Genomic DNA, 22369 nt, shown 5'->3' with positions numbered 1-22369 from the left:
GGTAATCCCAAAAATGCCGTATGAGCATTTAGGCGGCGTATACCTATCCTGCAGATCGTACGTTACAATGCGTGATCATCTACATGGTTAATACATTACAATCCAACATGAAGCGCAGTGACTCATTATGGCCCATCACATACTCGATAAATTTGATAAGCTGATTTTACAAGCACTACAAGAAGATGCTGATTATTCAATGAATGATATCGGTGCGCGCGTTGGGTTATCGCACACACCTTGCTGGCGTCGTGTTAAAAAGCTGGAGCAATCGGGCTTTATTAATAAACGTATTACCCTTCTTAATGCCAAGGCACTAGATTTAAACGTGAGTGTACACGCCTACCTCACTATTAAAAGTCATAATGAGCGCGCTTTAACGACCTTCGAAAAAGCCGTGCAAGCTATTCCTGAAATAGTCGAATGCTATTCCACCACAGGAGATAAAGATTATTTATTGCGTGTTGTTGTCGAGAGTGTTGAGGCTTACGAAACTTTACTCAAAAAAACTTTAGTACACTTACCCAACGTGGCATCAATTAACTCAACATTTGCCCTTAAACAAGTCAAGTACACAACAGAACTACCTATTTAGCCCATCATACATAAGGTATCTCATGGATTGGAGTGCAAGGTTACAGTAAGTGAGCTATATACTCGCGCTGCACTTGACGAGAAAAAGCATTGGGGCGCAAGGCTTGAATACGGCTTATTGTATCCGCCTTAGATTCCCCACGTTCTATTAAAATCTGTGCGGCCACTAAGCCTGTGCGACCTGAACCACCTTTACAATGAATCACAATAGCCTCGTTATTATCGAGGCGTTGATGAACGTCATCTTTACACTGTTCCCACGCATCAAGAAAGGCACCATCGGGGGCAGCATCATCAACAATCGGTAGATGGAACCAACGGAGTCCTTGAGCCCGGCTACACAAGGGTAAGCGATCAAGCTTATATCGGTGCAGTTCCTGCTTAGTCATCAACGTCAAAATCACCGTCGCACCAGCGGCTTTAAGATGAAGCAACGAGGTTTCTAGCGTCACACCCTGGGTGCCAGGACAAGGCGTTAGCAATAGCAGGCCTCGCTTCGCACACGGCAAAGGAAAGATCGGGTGATTTATCATAATGCCACCCTATATCGAACGCTGATCAATCCGCTGACGAAATGCCTCAGCAGATTCTTTACGCTCAGAATAGCGATCGACCAAATAGGCACTGCAATCGCGCGTTAATAATGTAAATTTTATAAGCTCTTCCATAACATCAACAATGCGATCGTAGAGTGGCGATGGCTTCATGCGGTTATTATCATCAAATTCCATCCACGCCTTTGGAATAGAGGACTGATTCGCAATTGTCACCATACGCATCCAGCGTCCCAAAATACGCATTTGATTGACGGCATTAAAAGATTGTGAGCCCCCAGACACCTGCATAAGCGCAAGCGTTTTACCTTGTGTTGGGCGTACGCCTTGGTGAGCTAACGGAATCCAATCTATTTGTGCTTTCATGACCGCGGTCATCGCACCATGGCGCTCGGGGCTACACCAGACCATCCCCTCACTCCATTGAACTAAAGCCCTAAGCTCTTGAACTTTAGGATGCTGATCGTCCGAGTCATCGGGTAAAGGTAAACCCGAGGGGTTGAATGTTTGTGTTTCAGCACCAAAATACTCGAGTATTCTCACCGCCTCTTCGGTAGCAAGACGACTCAATGAACGCTCGCGCAACGAACCGTAAAGCAATAAAATTTTAGGTTTATGGTTTTTCGCATTCAGGCGTTGCACGTCAATAGGTTGAATGGATTCAAAGTCAATATTTGGTAAGTTTGTTTTTTTCATCATGTGTTATACCTGCTCAAACCAATGGCGTGTTCGGTTGGCAAAGGCTACAAGTGTTAACATGACCGGTACCTCAACCAATACCCCAACAACCGTTGCGAGCGCCGCCCCAGACTGAAGGCCAAACAAAGCAATGGCTACTGCTACGGCTAATTCGAAAAAGTTAGAAGTCCCAATCATACACGCTGGCGCCGCAATATTATGTGGCAGCTTTATGATTTTGGCCGCACCATAAGCAATGGTAAAAATACCGTAGGTTTGCAAGAGCAAGGGAATCGCAATAAGCACAATCGCCAAGGGATTGGCCAAAATAGTGGTGGCCTGCAAGCCAAACAGTAAAACCACTGTGGCCAGTAGCCCAGTCATTGAAATGGGTTTAAGTGTTTGAATAAAATTGTTTAGTGTAGAGTCATCGTTTCGTGATTCCAGCGCCTTGCGGGTTAACACGCCAGCCACCAAGGGAATCAGTACGTATAACACCACCGATAATAATAAGGTGTCCCATGGCACTATGACATCACTAACGCCTAATAAAAATGCTGCGATTGGCGCAAAGGCAAATAACATAATAATGTCATTAACAGACACTTGCACTAAAGTGTAGTTCGGATCGCCTTTGACTAGGTGGCTCCAAATAAACACCATCGCAGTACAAGGTGCGACACCCAGTAGAATCATACCGGCAATATATTCAGTCGCCGTTTGAGGGTCTACCCAATCAGCAAATAATATGCGAAAAAAAAGCCAACCCAACAAGGCCATACTAAAAGGCTTAATCAACCAATTAATAACCAGTGTCAGCAGTAAACCTTTTGGTTTTTTCCCAATGTCTTTGATAGAAGAAAAGTCCACTTGAATCATCATTGGATAAATCATGACCCAGATGAAAATAGCAATGGGTATATTGATATGAGCAATTTCCAGTGCTGCAAAGCCTTGAAAGACTGTCGGCATGTGATGACCTAGCATAATGCCAGCCAATATACTCAGCGCCACCCACACACTGAGAAAACGTTCAAATACTCCCATAATGACTGCTCCTAGTGAGATTATTTAACGCTTGTTGGTGTTTTTCCTTGGGTAAATCACCAAGGTTTAAGTCTAAAAGCTTTTGAATATTCTGCTCTATGATATGCATCACGCTCATAAAAGCCTCACGTATAACGTCCTCACTGCCTTTTTGCTGCGATGGATCTGGCAGCCCCCAATGTACTTTTGCGGCGTCACCAAACCAGACAGAGCACGATTCAGCCGCGCTATCACATACTGTGACCACAATGTCAGGTTGCACAGAAGCCAGTTCTCCCAAGGATTGGCTTTTTAAACCATGCGTTGGTATGCCTTTTTCAGCTAAATATTTTAACGACAGTGGGTGCACAACCCCAGAAGGCTCGCTGCCGGCACTAAAGGCTTGAAGCCTACCTTGCGCCAAATGCCGTGTTATCGCTTCGCTCAAAATACTTCGGCAGCGGTTATGTGTACAAATATAAAGAATTTTCATAGACAATAAGCCTATCAATTAAAGACTAGCAGCATTGGGGTCGAACGCTCATGGCCTTCAAGCGCTCTCTAAACACTTGCAACGCTTCATGGTTAGCTTTGCAGGTCGTATCGAGTATTTTTTGCACCCATGGCGGGAGTTGTTTGGCAAGGGAATAAAACACCCATTGCCCGCGGCGAGCATCATCAAGAATGCCGCAGTTGCGCAACAGCGCTAGATGACGTGAGATTTTGGGCTGACTATCGCCCAGCGCCTCCATCAACTCGCACACACAAAGCTCACCCTCCATCGCAATGAGTAAAGTGGCATGTAATCTGGTTTCATCAGATAAACATTTAAATAATTGAACCGGCTCGATCATCATGGATATTACTAACTCTTACGCATATTCGAATATCCATATATTGATATATACTTTGAGGCAGGTCAAGTAAAAAACAACTCATCGTAAAGTCAGCCTACAGCCACAAGACCGTGTTAGACGTGTAGAGCACAAATAATTGACGTTGAGATAATTTGTACGCGAGACGCACTAATCGCCGAGACCCTTCATAAGGATTCTGCATTAGTGCTAAGTATGCACGCTTCGAGTGCCGCCTCTATTTGAAGTCTGGCTGTATCAAAAACTGTATCAATAGCCTTTGTGTTGAGCAAAAGCGATAGCTCTGTGCAGGCAACAACAACGGGAGAACTCTGCTGGTAGTGTGTGATGAGCCGATGGTAGGTTTTCTTATTTTCATCCGTCTCTTTACCAAGATACGTATTTTTTCTTATCTCATCAATACAGGCAATATGCTCGGTGGACGGCCGAATAATGGCAATATCATGCTGGTTAAAATACTGTGCTAACCGAGGAGATGTTGAACTATAGCCAGAGGCTATTAAGGTAATCGCCTTGACTTTTTCAGCCTGTAAACGCCGAACACTTGCCAAGACAGGGTGTATGATTTTAAGGCCACGCATTAACGCAGGCTCTAATTGATCAATGGTTTCATGCAACGTAATATTGGGCATAATGAGTACTCTAATGCCCGCCATAACAGATTGTTTAATGTTATCAGCCATCAAGGGTTTAAGTGCTGCAAACTGATTGGGTAAATGTGTATTTATCTCGGAAAAATCGGCAGGGACAATATGTAAACCACCTGCAACAAGAGGATGCCCGATTTTTTCTGCATATTGACGAGCAATTTCGGCTTTATAAAATTCGACCGTACGCTCACCCAAATCAAGCAAACCTAATCCTAAATAATCTCGTTCTAAATAACTTGAACCATTTACACCATGTAAATCACTTAATGGCATCGCTGTAAAACCTCTAGCGTTTATTCAATACATAATCAGCAAAATACTGATTGCCATCCGTCATTTTTTTAGCAATACAAAATTCAGTATCAGAAATAATATCATCCACAACTTTATCACTGTATTTTCTCGATATTTCTGTATGAATTTTTTCTCCTTCCGCAAAATGATAAACTTTACCTATCGCTTTAATTGCTACACGTTGCTCACATTTACTTTGTATATAACTTTTAGCAACGCCACTTATTTCATCATATTCTGGTGCATGCTCAAATTCAGCAAGATTAAACTCCGCCTCTAACTCGTCATTCATTCGCTGAAGTAAATTAAGATTAAACGCACGCGTAATACCCTGATCATCATCATAAGCCGGCAGCACAATAGCGGCAGGCTTAATCAAATCAACACCTAATAACAGCTTGTCGTGAGTCTTTAAGTTTGCCGCTAATTGCTGCAAAAATTGACACGCCATGTCGTCGGGCATATTACCAATATTAGAGCCCAAAAAAAGAACTACTTTAGGATAATCACTCTTTTTAAGCGAATTAAGACACTCAAAATAATCACCCTGTTTAGGCTTTATCGATGTTTCTGGCAAGTCTTTTGAGACATTATCAACGAGTGTTTTTAAAGCATGATCAGAGATGTCAATAGGGATATAGTCGTAACTCACACCATTATGATTCATCGCAGCAAGTAGTTTTTTTGTTTTCGTCCCGTCACCGGCACCTAGTTCAATAAGCTCAAAATGACGTTCATTATCCAACCCTAAATACGCCATCATATCATCTGTCTTTTCAGTAAATATTTCCAATTCTGCACGTGTCAAGTAATACTCTGGCATATTCATTATTTTAACAAACAGCTCATCACCGATCTTATTATAAAAATATTTGGATGACAGATTTTTTTCTTGAGCACTCAACCCAACGTCAACATCTTTTGCAAATTGTTCAAACATGACTAAATAACCTTATCGTTTAATAATTAAATAGCTTTACATGACATATTATCTTTAACCAGTCGAATTCCTGTATATTGCCACTGGAAATACGGATGAAAAAAATTACGGTATGTTTTGCGAGAATGCTGCGGTGAGGTAGCGCGTGAAGATCCACGCAAAACCATTTGGTTGACCATAAATTTACCATTATACTCCCCCACCGAGCCCTCTCTCACTTTAAAGCCTGGATAAGGCAAATAAGCTGAGCAAGTCCACTCCCAGCGCTCACCCCAGTCTAATTGATCACTGGCAATTTCCCATTCAAACTCCGTTGGTAAACGTGCGCCTTTCCAGCAAGCTAATGCATTTGCTTCATAATAAGAGATATGACATACGGAAGCATCAAGGTTCACTGGCTGTAACCCTGCAAGGGTATAGTAAAACCACTGCCCTTTTATATTGTGCCAATATAAAGGAGATTGAATATTGTGACTGCATACCCAAGACCAACCTTCATCTAACCAATAACTAAAATTTTTATAACCACCCGCTTCAATAAACGCAATAAAATCTCTGTTAGTCACTAACCTCGTTGATATTGCATATTCGTGTAAATAGACCTTATGTTGCCCTAGCTCATTATCAAAACAAAAACCATTTTTTCGAGCATAACCTACGGTATAGACTCCTTCAGCAATACTTAACCATTGAGCTTGCGGTGCATTGTGATGATGCTGAGGCTGGGGGGGCATCGAGTCCTTGGCAGCATAATGGCTAGCAGCGTCATTAAAAGCATCATCGATAAAGCATGTATTTTTTTGATATATCGGAAAAGTAGGATTGTGAGATAACGTGTATTTTATATCGGTCAGTAATAATTCTTGATGCTGCTGCTCATGCTGAATGCCCAACATAATCAGTTCATTGATGTCTGTTTCTTCCTGTGCATTCACACCCAACAAAATCACGCGAAATAATTGTTCAATATGGCGATCAACGTATTCACGGTAAGTATAAACACTGGCCACTGTAGGCCTTGTAATTAGGCCCCTGTGCTTGCGCTCAGCGCGTGCTCCTACACCGTGATAATAACTATTAAACAAGAAGCTAAAAGCATCATCAAATACGACATAATCAGGCATATAAGCATTGAGTATCATCTCTTCAAAAAACCATGTCGTATGCGCTAAATGCCATTTAGGGGGGCTGGTAAATTCAGCGGCCTGAGGAATATAGTCTTCGATATGTAATGGCTGACATAACTGCTCGGTGTACTGCCTAACCACCTTAAACTTTTCGAGTAACATGATCATATTTACCTTTCGATAGATAATTTAGAGTAACAAACGAGCAAGAATATAAAAAGTCTATTTATGATATTAAAATATTAAACATAGACCCTACCTGTTGAAAAAGTGTCGCTAATAACATTATTGATGACGCACGCAGCATCATGAATAATGCTGTATTCATGCCGTCACTATTTAACGAATTTATTTCAACGTTTTGTTATTTTTGATTACAAACTTTATGTAGCCGTGTAGTCTTACCAAAAAAATATCACCGCCAACAGATAACACAATTTCATGATATTCATATGTCATTTCGATGCCATTTTGTCATGAGGATAAAAAGCCATCATGACTCTCACTGTGCTATACATATACGAAAAAAGGCAATGGACGTTATTTATTACATCACTATTACATCACTATGGCATGCTAGTTAATTGTGAAATAGCCAGCAATACGAAATAACATATCGTGAAGGTGGAAGGTGTTTATTACAAAGCACAATTTATTGTAATTCGATTATTTTTTCCGATTTCTCCGGACTCTATGCCCTGCCTGCCCATTCATCAGCTTATGCACACTGAGTAACAAAAAATCTAGATCTCATATTTAAGATTGATCTTCGGGGATGGTATAAATATAGCGGTATACTGTGTTCGCCGATAGGCTTACGTTAACTTGGGCGAGCAGACAGACGGGTGTGATTCATCGCGTGTATGGGGTGTTGAGGTATGTGTCTCAGCCTAAAAATAACAGGATAGCCATGCACGGCTCAACCAAAAATGCTATAGTCGCGCGCCTTTTTAGTGGCTGTAAGCCGCATTAATACTGAATTTACAGTTTTTTTGTGGTACAAACCAACAACCCAAAAGTACACTAACTAGCTATATGCTATCTATAAAAAGCCGTTAGGATTTCGCCCCCCATGAGCAACACGCCAAGCACAACCGCAAGCCCATTACGCAAAATACTTGTTACCAGCGCACTGCCCTACGCCAATGGTTCTATCCATTTAGGCCATATGGTAGAGACTATCCAAACCGATATTTGGGTGCGCTTTCAAAAGCTGCGCGGTCACCATTGTTTGTATGTGTGTGCTGATGATGCTCATGGCACAGCCATTATGTTAACGGCTGAGAAAAACGGGGTTACCGCGCAGCAACAAATTGATAACGTGCGCAAAGAGCACGAAACCGATTTTGCCGGTTTTAGCATTGGTTTTGACAACTACCACACCACCCACTCCAACGAAAACAAAGCCCTTTCAGAGCTTATTTACAATCGTCTAAAAGCCAATCGGCATATTGCTGAACGTGAGATCACGCAAGCCTTCGATCCCGAGAAGCAACTTTTTTTGGCCGACCGTTACATTAAGGGAACCTGCCCTAAATGCAAAACACCCGACCAATACGGCGATAACTGCGAGGCCTGTGGCGCAACCTATGCCCCAATGGACTTGCTCGAGGCAAAGTCGGCGATTTCTGGGGCAACGCCTATTGCTAAAGCCTCTAAGCACTTGTTTTTTAAACTACCCGAATTCACAGCTTTCTTGCAGGAGTGGACCCGCGCCGGCCACCTACAGCCTGAAGTCGCTAATAAACTGGCCGAATGGCTCGATAGTGGCCTGCAGGAGTGGGATATTTCACGTGATGCCCCCTACTTTGGTTTTGAAATACCCGGTGAAAGCGGCAAGTACTTTTACGTATGGTTAGATGCCCCTATTGGCTATATTGCTAGCTGCCAGCACTACTGCGAAAAAAACAACCTAGACTTTAATGAATACTGGGCCGCTGATAGTACCGCTGAGGTCTATCACTTTATTGGCAAAGATATTATCAATTTCCATGCATTATTTTGGCCCGCTATGCTCAGCTCTGCGCAATTTCGTACACCAACGCAAGTTTTTGCACACGGCTTTTTAACCGTTGACGGTAAAAAAATGAGTAAGTCGCGCGGCACCTTTATTAAGGCCAGCACCTACCTGAAACACCTCGACCCCGAATACCTGCGCTACTACTATGCCACTAAGCTAACCGGCGGCGTTGACGACTTAGACTTAAACCTCGAAGATTTTGTTGCCCGCGTTAACAGCGACTTAGTGGGCAAAGTGGTGAATATTGCCAGCCGTACGGCTAAGTTTATCAATAAAAACGGTAGTGTACTGTCGGCGAACAACCCCAATCCTGTACTCTGGCAACAATTTTGTGATGCCAGCGAAACCATTGCCGAGCTTTACGAAGCCCGCGAATTTGGCAAAGCTATGCGCGAAATCATGGCACTGGCCGATAGCGCCAACGAGTATATCGCTGAAATGGCACCATGGAGCCTAGCCAAAGACCCCGCCAACGCTCAGCAAGTGCACGACATTTGCAGCTTGGGCGTTAACTGCTTTGCCGCATTGGCCACTTTTTTAAAGCCTGTATTACCCACCACCATGCGTGATGCAGAAACCTTTTTAAATACCACACTCCAGTGGAATAGCACATTAAGCTATTTGGGCGAGCACACCATCAACACCTTTAAACCGCTCATGACCCGTGTCGATGTAAAAGCCGTAGCCGCCATGGTGGAGGCGAGTAAAGAGGAGCAAACCGCACCCGAAACAAGCACAGCAGCCACCGAGTCAAGTAATGAATGGTTAACACAAGAACCTATCGCGCCAGAAATCGAGTTTGATGATTTTGCTAAAGTGGATTTACGCATTGCTAAAATTGTGAATGCCGAGCATGTCGAAAAAGCCAATAAACTTTTACGCTTAACGCTCGATATTGGTGAGTCACGCAATGTATTTGCTGGCATCAAAAGCGCATATAACCCCGAGGATTTGATCGGTAAACACACTGTTATGGTCGCTAACCTTAAGGCCCGTAAAATGAAGTTTGGCATGAGCGAAGGCATGGTGCTAGCCGCTGGACCTGGCGGCAAAGACTTATTTATTTTAGAACCCCACACAGGCGCACAGCCTGGTATGCGAGTAATGTAATGACCGAGTTCTTTGTCATTTTTGTTGGTGCGGTATTGGTCAATAATTTTGTATTAGTACAATTTTTAGGCTTATGCCCTTTTATGGGTGTCTCTAATAAACTGGAAACAGCGATAGGTATGGCAGCGGCCACCACGTTTGTACTCACCTTAGCCAGTATTTGCAGCTATATGGTACATGCGTGGATATTAGCGCCTTTGGGTTTGACGTTTTTAAAAACCATTAGCTTTATTTTGGTGATTGCGGCTGTTGTGCAGTTTGCCAAAATGTTTATCGAAAAAACAAGCCCACTATTGTACCGCGTGCTAGGAGTGTTTTTGCCCTTAATTACCACCAACTGCGCCGTGCTAGGTGTTGCCTTACAAAATACGAATAAGGTCCATACCTTTAGCGAGTCAGCCTTGTATGGCTTTGCCGCGGCGGTTGGATTTTCGTTGGTATTGATTTTATTTTCTGCTATGCGCGAACGTCTCGCTGCTGCCGATGTGCCCACACACTTCAGAGGCGCAGCCATTGGCATGATCACCGCAGGCTTAATGTCCCTCGCCTTTATGGGCTTTGCAGGGTTGGTATAAACATGTTGGACTGGATGATTAACAACCCCGTGCCTTCTGCACTCTTAGTTTTAGCGGCATTGTCGCTTAGCTTTGGGGCAATATTAGGCTTTGCCGCGGTTAAATATAAAGTCGAGGGCGACCTTCTTGTTGAACAAATTGATGCGCTATTGCCGCAAACACAATGCGGGCAATGCGGTCATCCGGGCTGTAAGCCTTATGCGCAAGCCATTGCCGATGGTGAAGCCATCAACCATTGCCCACCGGGTGGGCAAGCCACAATTAACAGCTTGGCCAGTTTATTGGGCGTAGAGGCGCCATCGCTTGATGCCGAGCACGGACAAGCCCCCGAGGTTAAGCAAGTCGCTTATATTCGCGAAGAAGACTGTATCGGTTGCACAAAATGTATTCAAGCTTGCCCGGTTGATGCCATTTTAGGTGCGCAAAAAAAGATGCACACCGTCATCGAAAGCGAATGTACCGGCTGCGATCTCTGTGTAGAACCCTGCCCCGTTGATTGCATCGATTTACTGCCCGTCGAAGAGGGCGTAAGAGAGTGGGCATGGGAAAAGCCCAATGCCGATCTGATTGCCAGCGACCGCGTACCTAGCCCTAACTCTGCAGAGGCGTCAGTATGACCTCACACACCATATGGGAAGTACCCGGCGGTATCCACCCACCCGAAAATAAAGCACAATCAATGGCGCAAGCATTGGCCGAATGCCCTCTTGCCCCCGAGTATATTTTGCCGCTCAATCAGCATATAGGCGCCCCCTCGGCACCGCTTGTTAGCGTGGGCCAAAGTGTTAAAAAGTACCAACTTATTGCCGATGCCGAAGGCATTTTTAGCGCCGCGCTACACGCTCCCACATCCGGGACTATCAGCGCCATAGAAGAGCGCTTAATTGCCCACCCATCGGGTTTAAGTGCACCGTGTATTGTCATTGCACCTGATGGCTTAGATGAGGCTTGCCCGCTTGAGCCCTGTGAGCAACCCTTTGCGCTAGAGCACGCTGCCATTGTCGCCAAAATACGCCAAGCCGGTCTTGTCGGCATGGGCGGCGCAGGTTTCCCCTCTGCCGTAAAACTTAACCCCCACGCCAACACCTCTATTAACACATTGATTATTAACGGCACCGAGTGCGAACCCTATATCACCGCCGATGATATGCTCATGCAAACACACACACATGAGCTACTTGAAGGCGTGCGATTACTCGCCCATACACTCGGCAACCCCGATAACGTATTAATTGGTGTAGAAGATAACAAGCCAGAGGCCATTGCCGCTTTGCAAGAGGCTGCCCACAAGGCCAATCAAAAGCACGGCTGCGATATTCAGGTAGTGAGTTTTCCCACCAAATACCCCTCAGGTGGCGAAAAGCAGCTCATTTATATTCTTACAGGCCAAGAGGTCGAGAGCGGTAAAATCCCTGCAAGCTTGGGCATTGTGGTACAAAACGTAGGCACCGCCGTCGCCGCATGGCGTGCCGTACGCTATGGCGAGCCACTCATTGAGCGCATTACCACGGTGGTGGGGCAATCGCTCCAAGTACAGCGCAATATGCGCGTGCGTATTGGTACACCCATGAATTTTGTGCTCGAACAAAACGGTTTTATGGCCAGCCAAAGTGCACGTCTTATTGTGGGCGGCCCAATGATGGGCTATGCGCTAGAGCAAACGTGTGTACCGGTCATTAAAACAACCAACTGCTTGCTAGCGCCTAGCCATAGTGAAATGCCAGAGGCGCCACCGCAGCAAGCATGCATTCGCTGTGGCCATTGCGCCGAAGCCTGCCCTGCCGGCTTACTGCCACAGCAACTGTATTGGTATGCTCGCAGTGATGAGCACGAAAAGCTCGAAGCGCATCATTTATTTGACTGTATTGAGTGCGGCGCCTGCTCTTATGTGTGCCCAAGCAGTATTCCGTTGGTGCAGTATTATCGCGCCGCTAAAGGCGATATTCGTAAAGCCGCTGCCGACAAGCTTAAGTCAGATAAGGCGCGCGAACGCTTTGAGCATCGCCAAGAGCGCCTTGCCAAAGAAGAGGCTGCCAAAGAAGCTAAACGCCAAGCCCGCAAAGCGGCTGCCGAGCTCAACAAAGCCAAAATGGCCGCTCAACAAGCTGCCACCGAAACATCACACTCTCAAAACTTGGCTAGCACCAGCACTCACAAAGACATACAGCCCCCTGCTATACCGGCGATTGCCTCCGCCGAAGAGCTAGTGGCCAATGCCGCCACTGCCGCCAAAGCCCAGCAAGACCCAACACTCGATAAAGCGCGGTTATCGCGCACCGTCGAAAGCCTAGCGAGCAGTATTACACGCATGAAAGCACAAATGGCAGAAGCTGTCAGCGAAGGTTTAGATCCCTCACGGATAGAAAAAATGGCCGCAAAGCTCAAGCAAACCGAACTCAAAGCACAAGAGGCCAAAACCAAGCTCGACGCTTTTGATAAAACGCTCGCCACAGGCGTGCTCGTAGACGCTGCGGCACAAAAAATGATGGCTAGCCCACAAGATGCAGCAGCAAAAACGCTAAGCTCATTGCAAAAGCGCCTAAGTAAAGCACAAGAGCTGCACTTAGAGGCGGTTAACGAGAATAAGCCCTCAGCCGATGCTTTAAAGCAAGGCGTCATTAAGTTAGAGCAAAAAATTGAAGAGGCCAAACAAGCACTCAGTGAAGCCCAAAATGCTGCACCAAGCTCAAGCTCCAGCGAGCCCCAACAGCCCGATGCCGCCGCGGCGGCCATTGAGCGAGCCAAGCAAAAAGTGCAAGCTGCTGCCAGTATGACGCCCGAACAAAAAGCGCAAGCGGCGGTTGAGTCGCTACAAAAACGTTTAAGCAAAGCACAAGAGCGCTATGCCAAAGCACAAGAAACCCATGATGAAAATCTAGAGGCCTTCGCCACAGGCGTCGAAAAGTTGGAGCTTAAATTAAAAGCGGCCATGGAGGCCCAACAGGAAGGATCCGAGCAAGCTTAGCGTATTCACCGCTAACCCATGGAGCACTATTCATACACTTATTTGAATATTTATGACTTGCTATTAATCCCTAAAGCTAGGAGACACCCATGTTAGAGAAAATACAAAGCTTTTTTGTTGATGGAAACTGGATGGACAGCGCCATTCCTTTTTTAACCAATGTTGTGATTGCCCTTGGCATCTACATCATTGGTAAATGGATTGCAGGCTACATTGTTAAGCTCATTGATAAAGGCATGGAATTGCGCAAAATGGATCCGGCCTTGCGCGGATTTTTATCGGCCATTTTAAAAACCGTATTTACCTTTGTGATTATGCTGGTGGCTGTTGAGCAGCTGGGTATTAATACCACATCATTACTCGCCTTGTTAGGTGCGGCAGGCTTAGCGGTTGGCTTAGCGCTCAAAGACTCTTTATCAAACTTTGCTGCCGGTGTCATGCTGATACTTTTTAAACCATTTAAAATTGGTAACTTTGTTGAAGCTGGCGGTGTTGCCGGTGTTGTCGAAAACATCGAAGTGTTTAATACCATTTTTAAATCCGGTGATAACAAAGAAATTATCGTACCCAACGCACAAATTTATGGTGGGACTATCACCAATTACAGTGCACGCCCAACCCGCCGTATCGATTTAGTCATTGGTATTGGTTACGGCGATGACATGAAAAAAGCACGCGATTTAATCTTAGCAGTATTGGCCGCTGAAACTCGCGTCTTAAAAGATCCTGAACCGGTAGTTGCCGTCAGTGAGCTTGGCGATAGCAGCGTGAATTTTGTGGTGCGCCCCTGGGTGGCCACCGGTGATTACTGGCCAACACGCTGGGCGATTACCGAAGCTATTAAAGAAACCTTTGATGCCAACGGTGTGAGTATTCCCTTTCCACAACAAGATGTTCATATGCACACGGTAGACAAATAACCTTTCGCTTTACCGTGTAATGCACGAGGGGGCACAGCCCCCTTTTTATTTAATAACCTTTTTATTTTTTGGCTTTTTAGCATGGCATTTTTGCGCGCTTCATCCCCTCATACCCACAACCCGAATACAACCCATCGCGTAATGCGCGAGGTGTTACTGGCCACGCTGCCTGGGGTTGCCGTTTTAACCTGGTTTTTTGGTTTAGGCACGTTATCTAACATTCTTATCGCTTGTCTATTTGGCTTAGGGCTAGAAGCGGCTGTACTCAAAATGCGCGGCCGCCCTATTGCCTTTTATTTAAAAGATTTAAGTGCACTCGTTACCGCTGTACTACTGGCTATTGCCCTGCCGCCGGCCAGTAGCTGGTGGTTAATTGGTGTGGGTATGATTGCTAGTATTGTCGTCGCGAAGCATCTGTACGGCGGCTTAGGCTATAACCCCTTTAACCCCGCCATGGTGGGCTACGTAGTCTTGCTGATTTCATACCCTCAGTACATGACTTTATGGTTAGCCCCAGAAAACCTCAGTGTTCAAGGCGCTATTTTTGACATAACCACCTTATTTGAGCTGGTATTTGGTGGCCTCGCCAGCACCACGATGGACGGGTTAACAGCGGCAACCCCCCTCGATGTTTTTAAACAAACTGCCGGTTTAACCGCACAAGACATCTATGCACAAAAAGCTATTTTTAGCCAAGGCCTATTTGCCGGCGCGGGGTATGAATGGGTGAATATCGCTTTCTTATTAGGTGGTTTGTATTTATTAATGCGTAAAGTGTTTACCTGGCATGCCCCTATTGCCATGCTAGTCACTTTAGCATTATTTGCTACTGTGTTTTACGATGCTGGCAGCTCAAACAGTGGTGGCTCGCCCTTGCTACATTTATTTTCGGGGGCAACGATGTTGGGCGCCTTTTTTATTGTGACCGATCCGGTGTCATCGGCCACCAGTAATAGAGGCCGCCTTATTTATGGCGCGCTGATTGGCGCTTTGGTTTATATTATTCGCGTGTGGGGCAATTACCCCGATGCCGTGGCCTTTGCTGTACTGCTGATGAACTTTGCCGCCCCTTTTATTGACTATTACACCGTGCCACGCACTTATGGACACAAAAAAGCGCAGCGCGCAACGCACACCGGAGGTCAGTAATGCTAGGTCAATCTATCAGTAAAAATAGCTTAATACTCGGCGCCTTTGCTGCCGTAACCGCCGCCATTATTGCCATTACGTTTCAAAGTACAAAAGAGCGTATTACCACACAAGAGCGCAAAGCGGCATCGGCGGCTTTAATCGAGATGATTCCGACTCATCGGCACAATAACGACATGCTCAGTGACGTATTAACACTCAATACGCAAGACAGTCATGCACTTGGCTTTACAGCGCCTGTTGATCTGCATATCGCTAAACAAGACGGCAACATCGTTGCGCTTGTCATCCCAGCATTGGCGCACGATGGTTACAGTGGTGATATTAAAATGGTGATTGCCGTTAATATCGATGGCACTTTAGCTGGCGTACGTGTGCTTTCGCACAAAGAAACACCTGGCCTAGGTGATAAAATTGATTTACGTAAATCACCGTGGATCCATAGCTTTGAAGCTAAGTCACTCAGCCAGCCCGCCGCTAGCTTATGGGCGGTTAAAAAAGACGGTGGCGAGTTTGATCAATTTACCGGCGCCACAATTACACCGCGTGCAGTTGTTAAGCGCGTCAAACAAACACTCGCGCTATTTCGTACACACAAAAGTACTTGGTTAACACGCGCCCGCGCAATCGAATCGACACCGTCAAGTACGCTCACACATTCACCAATGACACATTCAACCCCCAAAAGACAAGCAGGAGTGACGCATGAGTAACGCCGATTATAAAGAAATTACTCGTACAGGCCTCTGGAGTAATAACCCTGCATTGGTTCAATTACTGGGTTTGTGCCCACTGCTGGCGGTATCGGGCTCGGTGGTGAATGCTTTAGGATTAGGCTTGGCCACTATGCTGGTACTGGTCGGCTCAAATATGGCTGTCTCATTGATTCGCCATGCTGTCACCGAGGCGATCAAGCTGCCCGCTTTTGTGATGATTATTGCCGCGTTTACCACCTGCACCGAATTACTCATGCAGGCTTTTACCTATGAGCTTTACCAAATTTTAGGGATATTTATCCCGTTAATTGTCACCAACTGTGTGATTTTAGGGCGCGCCGACGCCTTTGCCAGCAAAAACCGCGTACTCCCCTCTATTTATGACGGCCTCATGATGGGCTTGGGGTTTGGTGCTGTACTGGTGGTTATTGGCGCTGTACGTGAAGTACTGGGCCAAGGCACCCTATTGGCCGATATGCATTTATTGCTTGGTGATGGTGTTGATTTAACCCTTCATGTCTTTGGTGACAACTATCCAAGCTTTTTAGTGGCTGTATTACCCCCTGGTGCCTTTATTGTGGCGGGCTTACTCATTGCCGCTAAGAATGCAATTGATAGCACCATAGAGCGTAAACGCGCTGCTCAAAAGATTATTGTAAAAGGTAGCAAGCGGGTTCGTACAACGGGTAAAGTAGCCTAGTATTCGTAGCACCTTAATGGATAAGAGCGGTATTTTAACAACCGCTCTGTACGGTCGCTTGCTCCTGCGCGCCTAGTATGAGTACATCAATGTACGTTGAACGGATACAACTATTAAGCTCCATATTCGCTATCGATATCTGCGCCTATGCCATCATGATATAGTGCGATGATAAACAATAAATTAAATCGTTTTTATATCGCACTAAACCTCAGCTAGTACTTCAATAAGCGCAACCGGTAAGCCCTTATTAAGTCAGATTCGGTAACGGACCTTCATTAAAATTACCAAATGAATTTTTTTGAATACCAAATGCTTGCTGAATAGACACCAATAAACGTGAATGTGAATAACCTTTGTTACCTTGCCGACTATAATCAAGATAACGGCCCATTTTAAAATGGCCATCAAGATTACCCGCCATCACAAAAGGAATATTGTTGTGACTGTGATTATTACCCTCACCCAGTTCATTCCCTGAAACGACTAAGGTATGATCGAGTAAACTTCCTTCGCCAGAGGGGTCAGGCATATTTTTCAGTGCTTTTAATAAGTAAGCCAGCTGCTCATTAAACCACGTATTGACAACAATACAATGCTCGCTGCCGGGTGTGCCGTAGGGCTCATGCGCCGAGTTATGGTGTGCGTTAACATTAATAAAAGGGTAGCCTTGGCCGCCCGAGCGGGTCCACTGAAGTGACCCAACTTGTGTTTGCCCACAGGCAAAAGCCGAAGCCAGCAAATCTGAAAACAACTGAAAAACTTGCGGCATATTGGCAAATACTTGAGGGTCAATACGCTGCCCAAGCATCGGGATATCACACGCTTGCGGGGCAACCACTTGCAAACGTTTTTCAATATCACGTACATATTCAGTATGTGCCTCGAGTAAGACAGCATCTTGTGCCGATAAATACCGCTTCGCGTAATTAAAATCTCCAATTACCTTATCTAATACACTCGATGCGCGTACGGTACGCTGAGCATCTGCATCACCAGCAAAGGGACTATTGGCTCCATAAAGGCGCTCGAAGGCGGCAAATGGGTTTTGTTCAGGCTCGATATAATCCGAGCTACCCTTGTAGATTACGCGCGTTCTTACTTCACTGGTGGCGCCAGCAGCAATAGCGTATTCGAGTGATCGGTAAGCGGTATTGCCCCCAATATGGTTAGCCACGACTTGGTCAATCGATGGCCCAGAAGCCCAGCCCACATCGCCTTCCCCTTCCTCACCTGCCACTTTGGGTAAGAGTTCGGAAGCTGTCCATAACTGACCTGTGCCTAAAGGGTGCTCACCACCACGCCCTCGTCGTACAATATTGACGCCCTTAAACACCATCATTTCAGCTTTAAAGGCTTCTAGGGGCTTTAAAATACGCTTAAACTGAAAATTATTTTCACTGCCACTCGGAAAGTATTCACTCGGCGTGGTGCCATTAGGTGAATAAGTCGTGATTAAACGCTTTTTGGGGGCTTCTTGGGCACCCAAACTGGGCAAGTGATACAAAAAAGGCAAAGACGAGGTGGTAGTAACAATGTTTCGTAACAGTGCTCTTCGATTGATCTTTTTCATCACAGCAGCCTCTCTTGCAGGACATTCATAAAATGATAAGTAGTCGTGGATTTAGAGAATAAAATACATGTCATAGTTAAGGCACCTGCCGATAAAGGAATATGTCAGTTTGTGTCATCTCCACCATCATCTTGCGCAAATCCCAATTTTCGCGTTGCATAGCTTCCACTAAACGAGTAATAGACTGGCTATCTTCTGCTCCAGGAATACGCCCTGCGGCATAATTGAGGTATTGCGTTGCCACACACGCTTTTACCTGATCGAGACTCGCCAACAGGCTATTAAGCTCAACCAAGCCATCGATGTCGTGATCGGCTGCCTTATCGTCCTGTGCAACAATCGTTGCAAAGGTATCAACCATTAAACCATTATCCATTTCACGCTCGCGCCCTAGTGCATCAAAGCCTTCTAAGGCTCCGCCGACGGGGTTAATAAATTTATGGCAGCCATCACAAGCCGGCGCCTGAGTTAGTTCGTCGAGTACTTCGCGAGCCGTCTTGCCTGCTTTATCGATATCCTTAATCGATGGAACACCCGCCGGAGGCGCCTTAAAATGCTCGCACATAATTTGCTCATTAATAAATACACCACGTGCAACAATCGAGGTTTGCGTATCTAATGCCAGCATCGATAATATACCTGGCTGCCCTAATAAACCGGTTCGGGTTGACCCACTCGCCGCCACACTGATCTCGCGGCTCTCGCCGGCACCCGTAATAAAATCCAGTGTTTGGTTAGTAGCCACCAAAGGGGCTGTTAGCAAATTATTCAGTGTGGGAGGCACAGCATTTGAAAAAACAATATGATCAACAAATGCACTGGCAGCAGTTTCTAGTGCAAGGGCAACGGCCGGCGTAAAATCAGGAAATAAGCCTACATCTTTATCTATTTTAGAAATGCGATCTAAATGCAGCCATTGCCGATAAAACTGTTTAAAGCCGCCGCGCGCTTTCACGTCGCTTACCATCCTCTGCGCTTGAGCTTTAATTTGTTGAGGTGTGACTAGCTCGCCTTGCCGAGCTACGCGCAAAAGCTCTTCATCGGGCACTGAAGACCACAGTATCGCCGCTAAACGGGTGGCCATTTCATAGCCCGTCACCGGCACAATAGTCCCTTTATCCATATCAGCAGGCGATAGCTCAAATTTATACAAAAATTGTGGTGATTGAGCCATGCTTTCAATCACGGCTTTAACACCCTCTTCTTTGCCAAAGCGGCCTGCAATATCGGCATACACTAAAATTAAATTGTCGATTTGTTCTTGTCGTAACGGTTTGCGATAAAACTTCAAACCGTAGTCTTTAATAAATTCACGTAGGCACGCAACACCTTCATCGAAATCGCATGCTGAATTAGACACTAACTGAGGGGCGACTTGCTTCGCCAATTTTTCCGCAGCACTTTGATAGCGTTCAACACTCAGTAAAGAAATATTACTACCTACTGAGTACCCCGTTGTTGAATCATCGGTCGACAAATCAAATGCAAATTCTTCACCGGGGAAAATAGCGCTGATAAAATTGATGTATTCATCGCGTGTAATATGGACAACACGTGAAACTTTAACGTCGGGCCTTAGTGATGCAGTACTTAGATCACTCTTAATATCAGAGTAATTAACAACATTTACGCTATTCACAGAACCAAATTTTTGAGCGTCTAACGACTGCTGAAATTGACCATTAATTTGAAAACCATCGTAATTAATCATAATGCGCTGTCGGCTTCCTGAGGGTAAACCCACATACACTTGCGCCGGTAATACAAAGTCATAACTGTGAATTTTACGCCACGCGTTGTCGCGAAACTCATACCATGTAAACGTATTATTCACCCGCGTTAAGCGGATTTCTTTTGGGAATGATAAAGTGCCAAATTTATCACCAACATAATTTTCAGAATTTTCATTAGTCTTATCTCGCTTAGTACCTGTAGGGGCAACACCGGCTGCGGCCCAGACACCAATATAACGAGACCCAGCGTCCAAGCTTTCACGGGCCATTAAGCCCCCGCGTTCCCAGCGCCACAGCGTACCGGCATCGGGAATATCAACAAAAACGCGAGCATCAAAGTCACCATTCACTTGGGTATATTCAAAAAAGCCGCTATCGGCTGTGCCACCATAATTCTTAGACGCAATCGTTAAGTCGTGCTTACCGGCGACAAATTGTGCAGGAAATGATGCGATATCATCGGTCACGGCATATAGCTGAAAACGACCACGAGCAGGCGTTTGACGCGCTTGGTAATTAAAGGTATCTCCCGGCACTCTCGCAAGCGTTTGCCACTCACTTAAAGACGGATCCCAGCGCTGAACAATCCAGTAGCTCACTGGACTTGCAGGCCTTGACCAACTGAATTGAATACCATTAACAAAGCGTTTAGCCGTAAAACCTTGAGGCGCAGACAAGGTGTCTAATAAAGGGCACCCTTTTGTATCGACAGGCACCGCTATAGCAGAGCCCAAACACTTATCGGCAATATCATAAACACCATCGTTATCGGTATCGGCTATTTTTTGTGCGGCCGAGCAGCCAGGGAAATCGCCCGATGCATCCACAGGCTCACCGGCAGCCGTGTTCGGACACAACTGATCAATATCATCAGAAATGCCGTCATTATCAGAATCTAACTGATCCGGTGCACAACCTGAATCATTAATACTTTGCGTATTACGCGACCCCGGACAACGATCTAGTTCGTCCACAATACCGTCGTCATCGCCATCGTTACCCAGCAACTCAACCACTTCAAGCCCTACAAGGCTGGCATTATTCACAATGCCCTTCAGCTCAATAAGTAATTCATTATCGGTAACATTGACCGGTGGTAGCACCTCTCGCTTGGCAACATGCTTGCCTCCTGCAACCTGAAAAATATCGTAACCCGAGAGGACTTGCGTACCTTCAATAACCACATCCATCACACGTTGATTGGCCTCATTAAAATGCACTTCTGCCAAATGCAATATCACACGATAGCGACCACTGCTTACCGGTATTGTGTAATGTAAATTTTTGCCCCATCGCTCTTTACGATAAAGCGGATCATCTTGCGTATTGGCGACTTCATGTGTGGGGTTGCCCACGGATGCCCCCAGCGATCCCGTATAGTATTGGGCATCATCAGCGATAAATTGTGTACCATTAATACTGGTGTACGCCTGCCCTCCAGCATTAATAGCAAAGACGCCCTTGTGTATCAGGTTATCCTGAGCACACCCGCGACTATCAATCGCTAGTACTTTGTCTGCCGATGTATTAGGGCAAGCATCTTCAGCATCAATAAGCCCATCGCCGTCATTATCTTGGCTAAAATCAACAAATGTCACGATCTGATCATGCATGTACAGCGCAATATCTGTTGCACAGGTTTGCCCGTTCGTATCACTGCATTTTGCCGCGCCTTTCCACGGCATATCCGTTTCTATATATGCAGTCAAAATAGCTAAATTTTGGCAGTTGGTAAATTGACAATCACCATTAATGGGGCCCCCAAAGGCATCCCCCTCACCCGCGCCGGTTGCACCATGGCAACCTTCGCACTGAGCAATATACTGCGCTTTACCACGCTCAAGAGCTAACGCCAGTGTTGTTTCTGCTGCACTATTACTAGAGTGTGCCCCTGAGCTTGTCGGAGTCGATTTTACAGAAGATGCGGCACCGCTTTCGCTCGATGATGCTATATCTGAAGGCCGCTCAGCGACACATGCCGACAACAGCGCCAGCAACAAACCGAGCGTAACTTTCGTACCGATATACAGCATGGAAACAGAAATATTCACTAAAGTATCCTCTTCATATAACCAATCACTTATATGCAACTCAACAGCCTACGAGTGAGTGTAATCAAAACATAATGCAGCATATTACGCGGCCGATTCAGCGAAGCACACAGCTTCAG

19 protein-coding genes are annotated in these 22369 nt (G+C 45.7%); 9 read left to right on the top strand and 10 right to left on the bottom strand.

Going from position 1 to position 22369, the window contains the following annotated elements; translation table 11 throughout:
* Nucleotides 1-127 precede the first annotated feature (127 nt).
* The gene (locus AC438_RS15530) at nt 128-595 is read left to right on the top strand and encodes an Lrp/AsnC family transcriptional regulator (protein WP_053982174.1); all 468 of its coding nucleotides are present in this window, start codon (nt 128-130) and stop codon (nt 593-595) included.
* A 40-nt stretch (nt 596-635) separates the two neighbouring features.
* On the opposite strand, the gene AC438_RS15525 is transcribed toward AC438_RS15530, so the two are convergent.
* From AC438_RS15525 to egtB, 8 genes are all read right to left on the bottom strand, one after another.
* The gene (locus tag AC438_RS15525) at nt 636-1127 is read right to left on the bottom strand and encodes a phosphatase domain-containing putative toxin (protein ID WP_082354220.1); all 492 of its coding nucleotides are present in this window, start codon (nt 1125-1127) and stop codon (nt 636-638) included.
* Nucleotides 1128-1136: 9 nt separating this feature from the next.
* Nucleotides 1137-1847 carry an arsenical resistance protein ArsH gene (gene arsH, locus AC438_RS15520; protein WP_202904780.1) on the bottom strand — a complete coding sequence of 237 codons (711 nt, stop codon included), beginning with the start codon at nt 1845-1847 and terminating at the stop codon, nt 1137-1139.
* Nucleotides 1848-1850: 3 nt separating this feature from the next.
* Complete coding sequence (gene arsB, locus AC438_RS15515; RefSeq protein WP_053982173.1) at nt 1851-2873, bottom strand: ACR3 family arsenite efflux transporter; 1023 nt, start codon at nt 2871-2873, stop codon at nt 1851-1853.
* A complete protein-coding gene (locus AC438_RS15510) occupies nt 2860-3345 on the bottom strand; it encodes an arsenate reductase ArsC (RefSeq protein ID WP_053982172.1) in 486 nt (161 codons plus the stop codon). Before AC438_RS15510 ends, arsB begins: the two co-directional genes overlap by 14 nt.
* Nucleotides 3346-3370: 25 nt before the next feature.
* Entirely contained in the window at nt 3371-3709 is a 339-nt protein-coding gene (locus tag AC438_RS15505) for a metalloregulator ArsR/SmtB family transcription factor (RefSeq protein WP_476638772.1), read from the bottom strand.
* Between the two features lie 185 nt (nt 3710-3894).
* Complete coding sequence (locus AC438_RS15500) at nt 3895-4650, bottom strand: aspartate/glutamate racemase family protein (protein WP_053982171.1); 756 nt, start codon at nt 4648-4650, stop codon at nt 3895-3897.
* Nucleotides 4651-4663: 13 nt separating this feature from the next.
* Nucleotides 4664-5611: an L-histidine N(alpha)-methyltransferase gene (locus AC438_RS15495; protein ID WP_053982170.1), complete on the bottom strand. Its 948-nt coding sequence runs from the start codon at nt 5609-5611 to the stop codon at nt 4664-4666.
* A 26-nt stretch (nt 5612-5637) separates the two neighbouring features.
* A complete protein-coding gene (gene egtB, locus AC438_RS15490; RefSeq protein WP_082354219.1) occupies nt 5638-6900 on the bottom strand; it encodes an ergothioneine biosynthesis protein EgtB in 1263 nt (420 codons plus the stop codon).
* A gap of 910 nt (nt 6901-7810) precedes the next feature.
* Here egtB and metG point away from each other — a divergent pair.
* The 8 genes from metG (at nt 7811) to AC438_RS15450 (ending at nt 16893) form a co-directional block, all read left to right on the top strand.
* Complete coding sequence (gene metG, locus AC438_RS15485; RefSeq protein WP_053982168.1) at nt 7811-9868, top strand: methionine--tRNA ligase; 2058 nt, start codon at nt 7811-7813, stop codon at nt 9866-9868.
* Nucleotides 9868-10443: an electron transport complex subunit RsxA gene (gene rsxA, locus AC438_RS15480; RefSeq protein WP_053982167.1), complete on the top strand. Its 576-nt coding sequence runs from the start codon at nt 9868-9870 to the stop codon at nt 10441-10443. Before metG ends, rsxA begins: the two co-directional genes overlap by 1 nt.
* 2 nt (nt 10444-10445) lie before the next feature.
* Nucleotides 10446-11060 carry an electron transport complex subunit RsxB gene (gene rsxB / locus AC438_RS15475; RefSeq protein ID WP_053982166.1) on the top strand — a complete coding sequence of 205 codons (615 nt, stop codon included), beginning with the start codon at nt 10446-10448 and terminating at the stop codon, nt 11058-11060.
* Nucleotides 11057-13408, top strand: a complete 2352-nt coding sequence (rsxC, locus tag AC438_RS15470; protein WP_053982165.1) for an electron transport complex subunit RsxC — start codon at nt 11057-11059, stop codon at nt 13406-13408. Before rsxB ends, rsxC begins: the two co-directional genes overlap by 4 nt.
* An 89-nt stretch (nt 13409-13497) precedes the next feature.
* On the top strand, nt 13498-14328 hold the full coding sequence (locus tag AC438_RS15465; protein WP_082354218.1) for a mechanosensitive ion channel family protein: 831 nt from the start codon (nt 13498-13500) through the stop codon (nt 14326-14328).
* Between the two features lie 81 nt (nt 14329-14409).
* Complete coding sequence (gene rsxD, locus AC438_RS15460; RefSeq protein WP_053982164.1) at nt 14410-15477, top strand: electron transport complex subunit RsxD; 1068 nt, start codon at nt 14410-14412, stop codon at nt 15475-15477.
* Nucleotides 15477-16190 carry an electron transport complex subunit RsxG gene (gene rsxG / locus AC438_RS15455; RefSeq protein WP_082354217.1) on the top strand — a complete coding sequence of 238 codons (714 nt, stop codon included), beginning with the start codon at nt 15477-15479 and terminating at the stop codon, nt 16188-16190. Before rsxD ends, rsxG begins: the two co-directional genes overlap by 1 nt.
* Nucleotides 16183-16893, top strand: coding sequence for an electron transport complex subunit E (locus tag AC438_RS15450; protein WP_053982163.1), 711 nt, complete (start codon nt 16183-16185; stop codon nt 16891-16893). Before rsxG ends, AC438_RS15450 begins: the two co-directional genes overlap by 8 nt.
* 250 nt (nt 16894-17143) lie before the next feature.
* Here AC438_RS15450 and AC438_RS15445 read toward each other — a convergent pair whose 3' ends face one another.
* Entirely contained in the window at nt 17144-18466 is a 1323-nt protein-coding gene (locus AC438_RS15445; protein WP_053982162.1) for a DUF1552 domain-containing protein, read from the bottom strand.
* 76 nt (nt 18467-18542) lie between these two features.
* Nucleotides 18543-22250 carry a DUF1592 domain-containing protein gene (locus AC438_RS15440; RefSeq protein ID WP_156317114.1) on the bottom strand — a complete coding sequence of 1236 codons (3708 nt, stop codon included), beginning with the start codon at nt 22248-22250 and terminating at the stop codon, nt 18543-18545.
* Nucleotides 22251-22369: the final 119 nt, after the last annotated feature.

This window comes from Marinagarivorans algicola, assembly GCF_001292705.1.
Classification (GTDB): Bacteria; Pseudomonadota; Gammaproteobacteria; order Pseudomonadales; family Cellvibrionaceae; genus Marinagarivorans; species Marinagarivorans algicola.
This window is presented reverse-complemented; position numbering and strand designations above follow the sequence as displayed.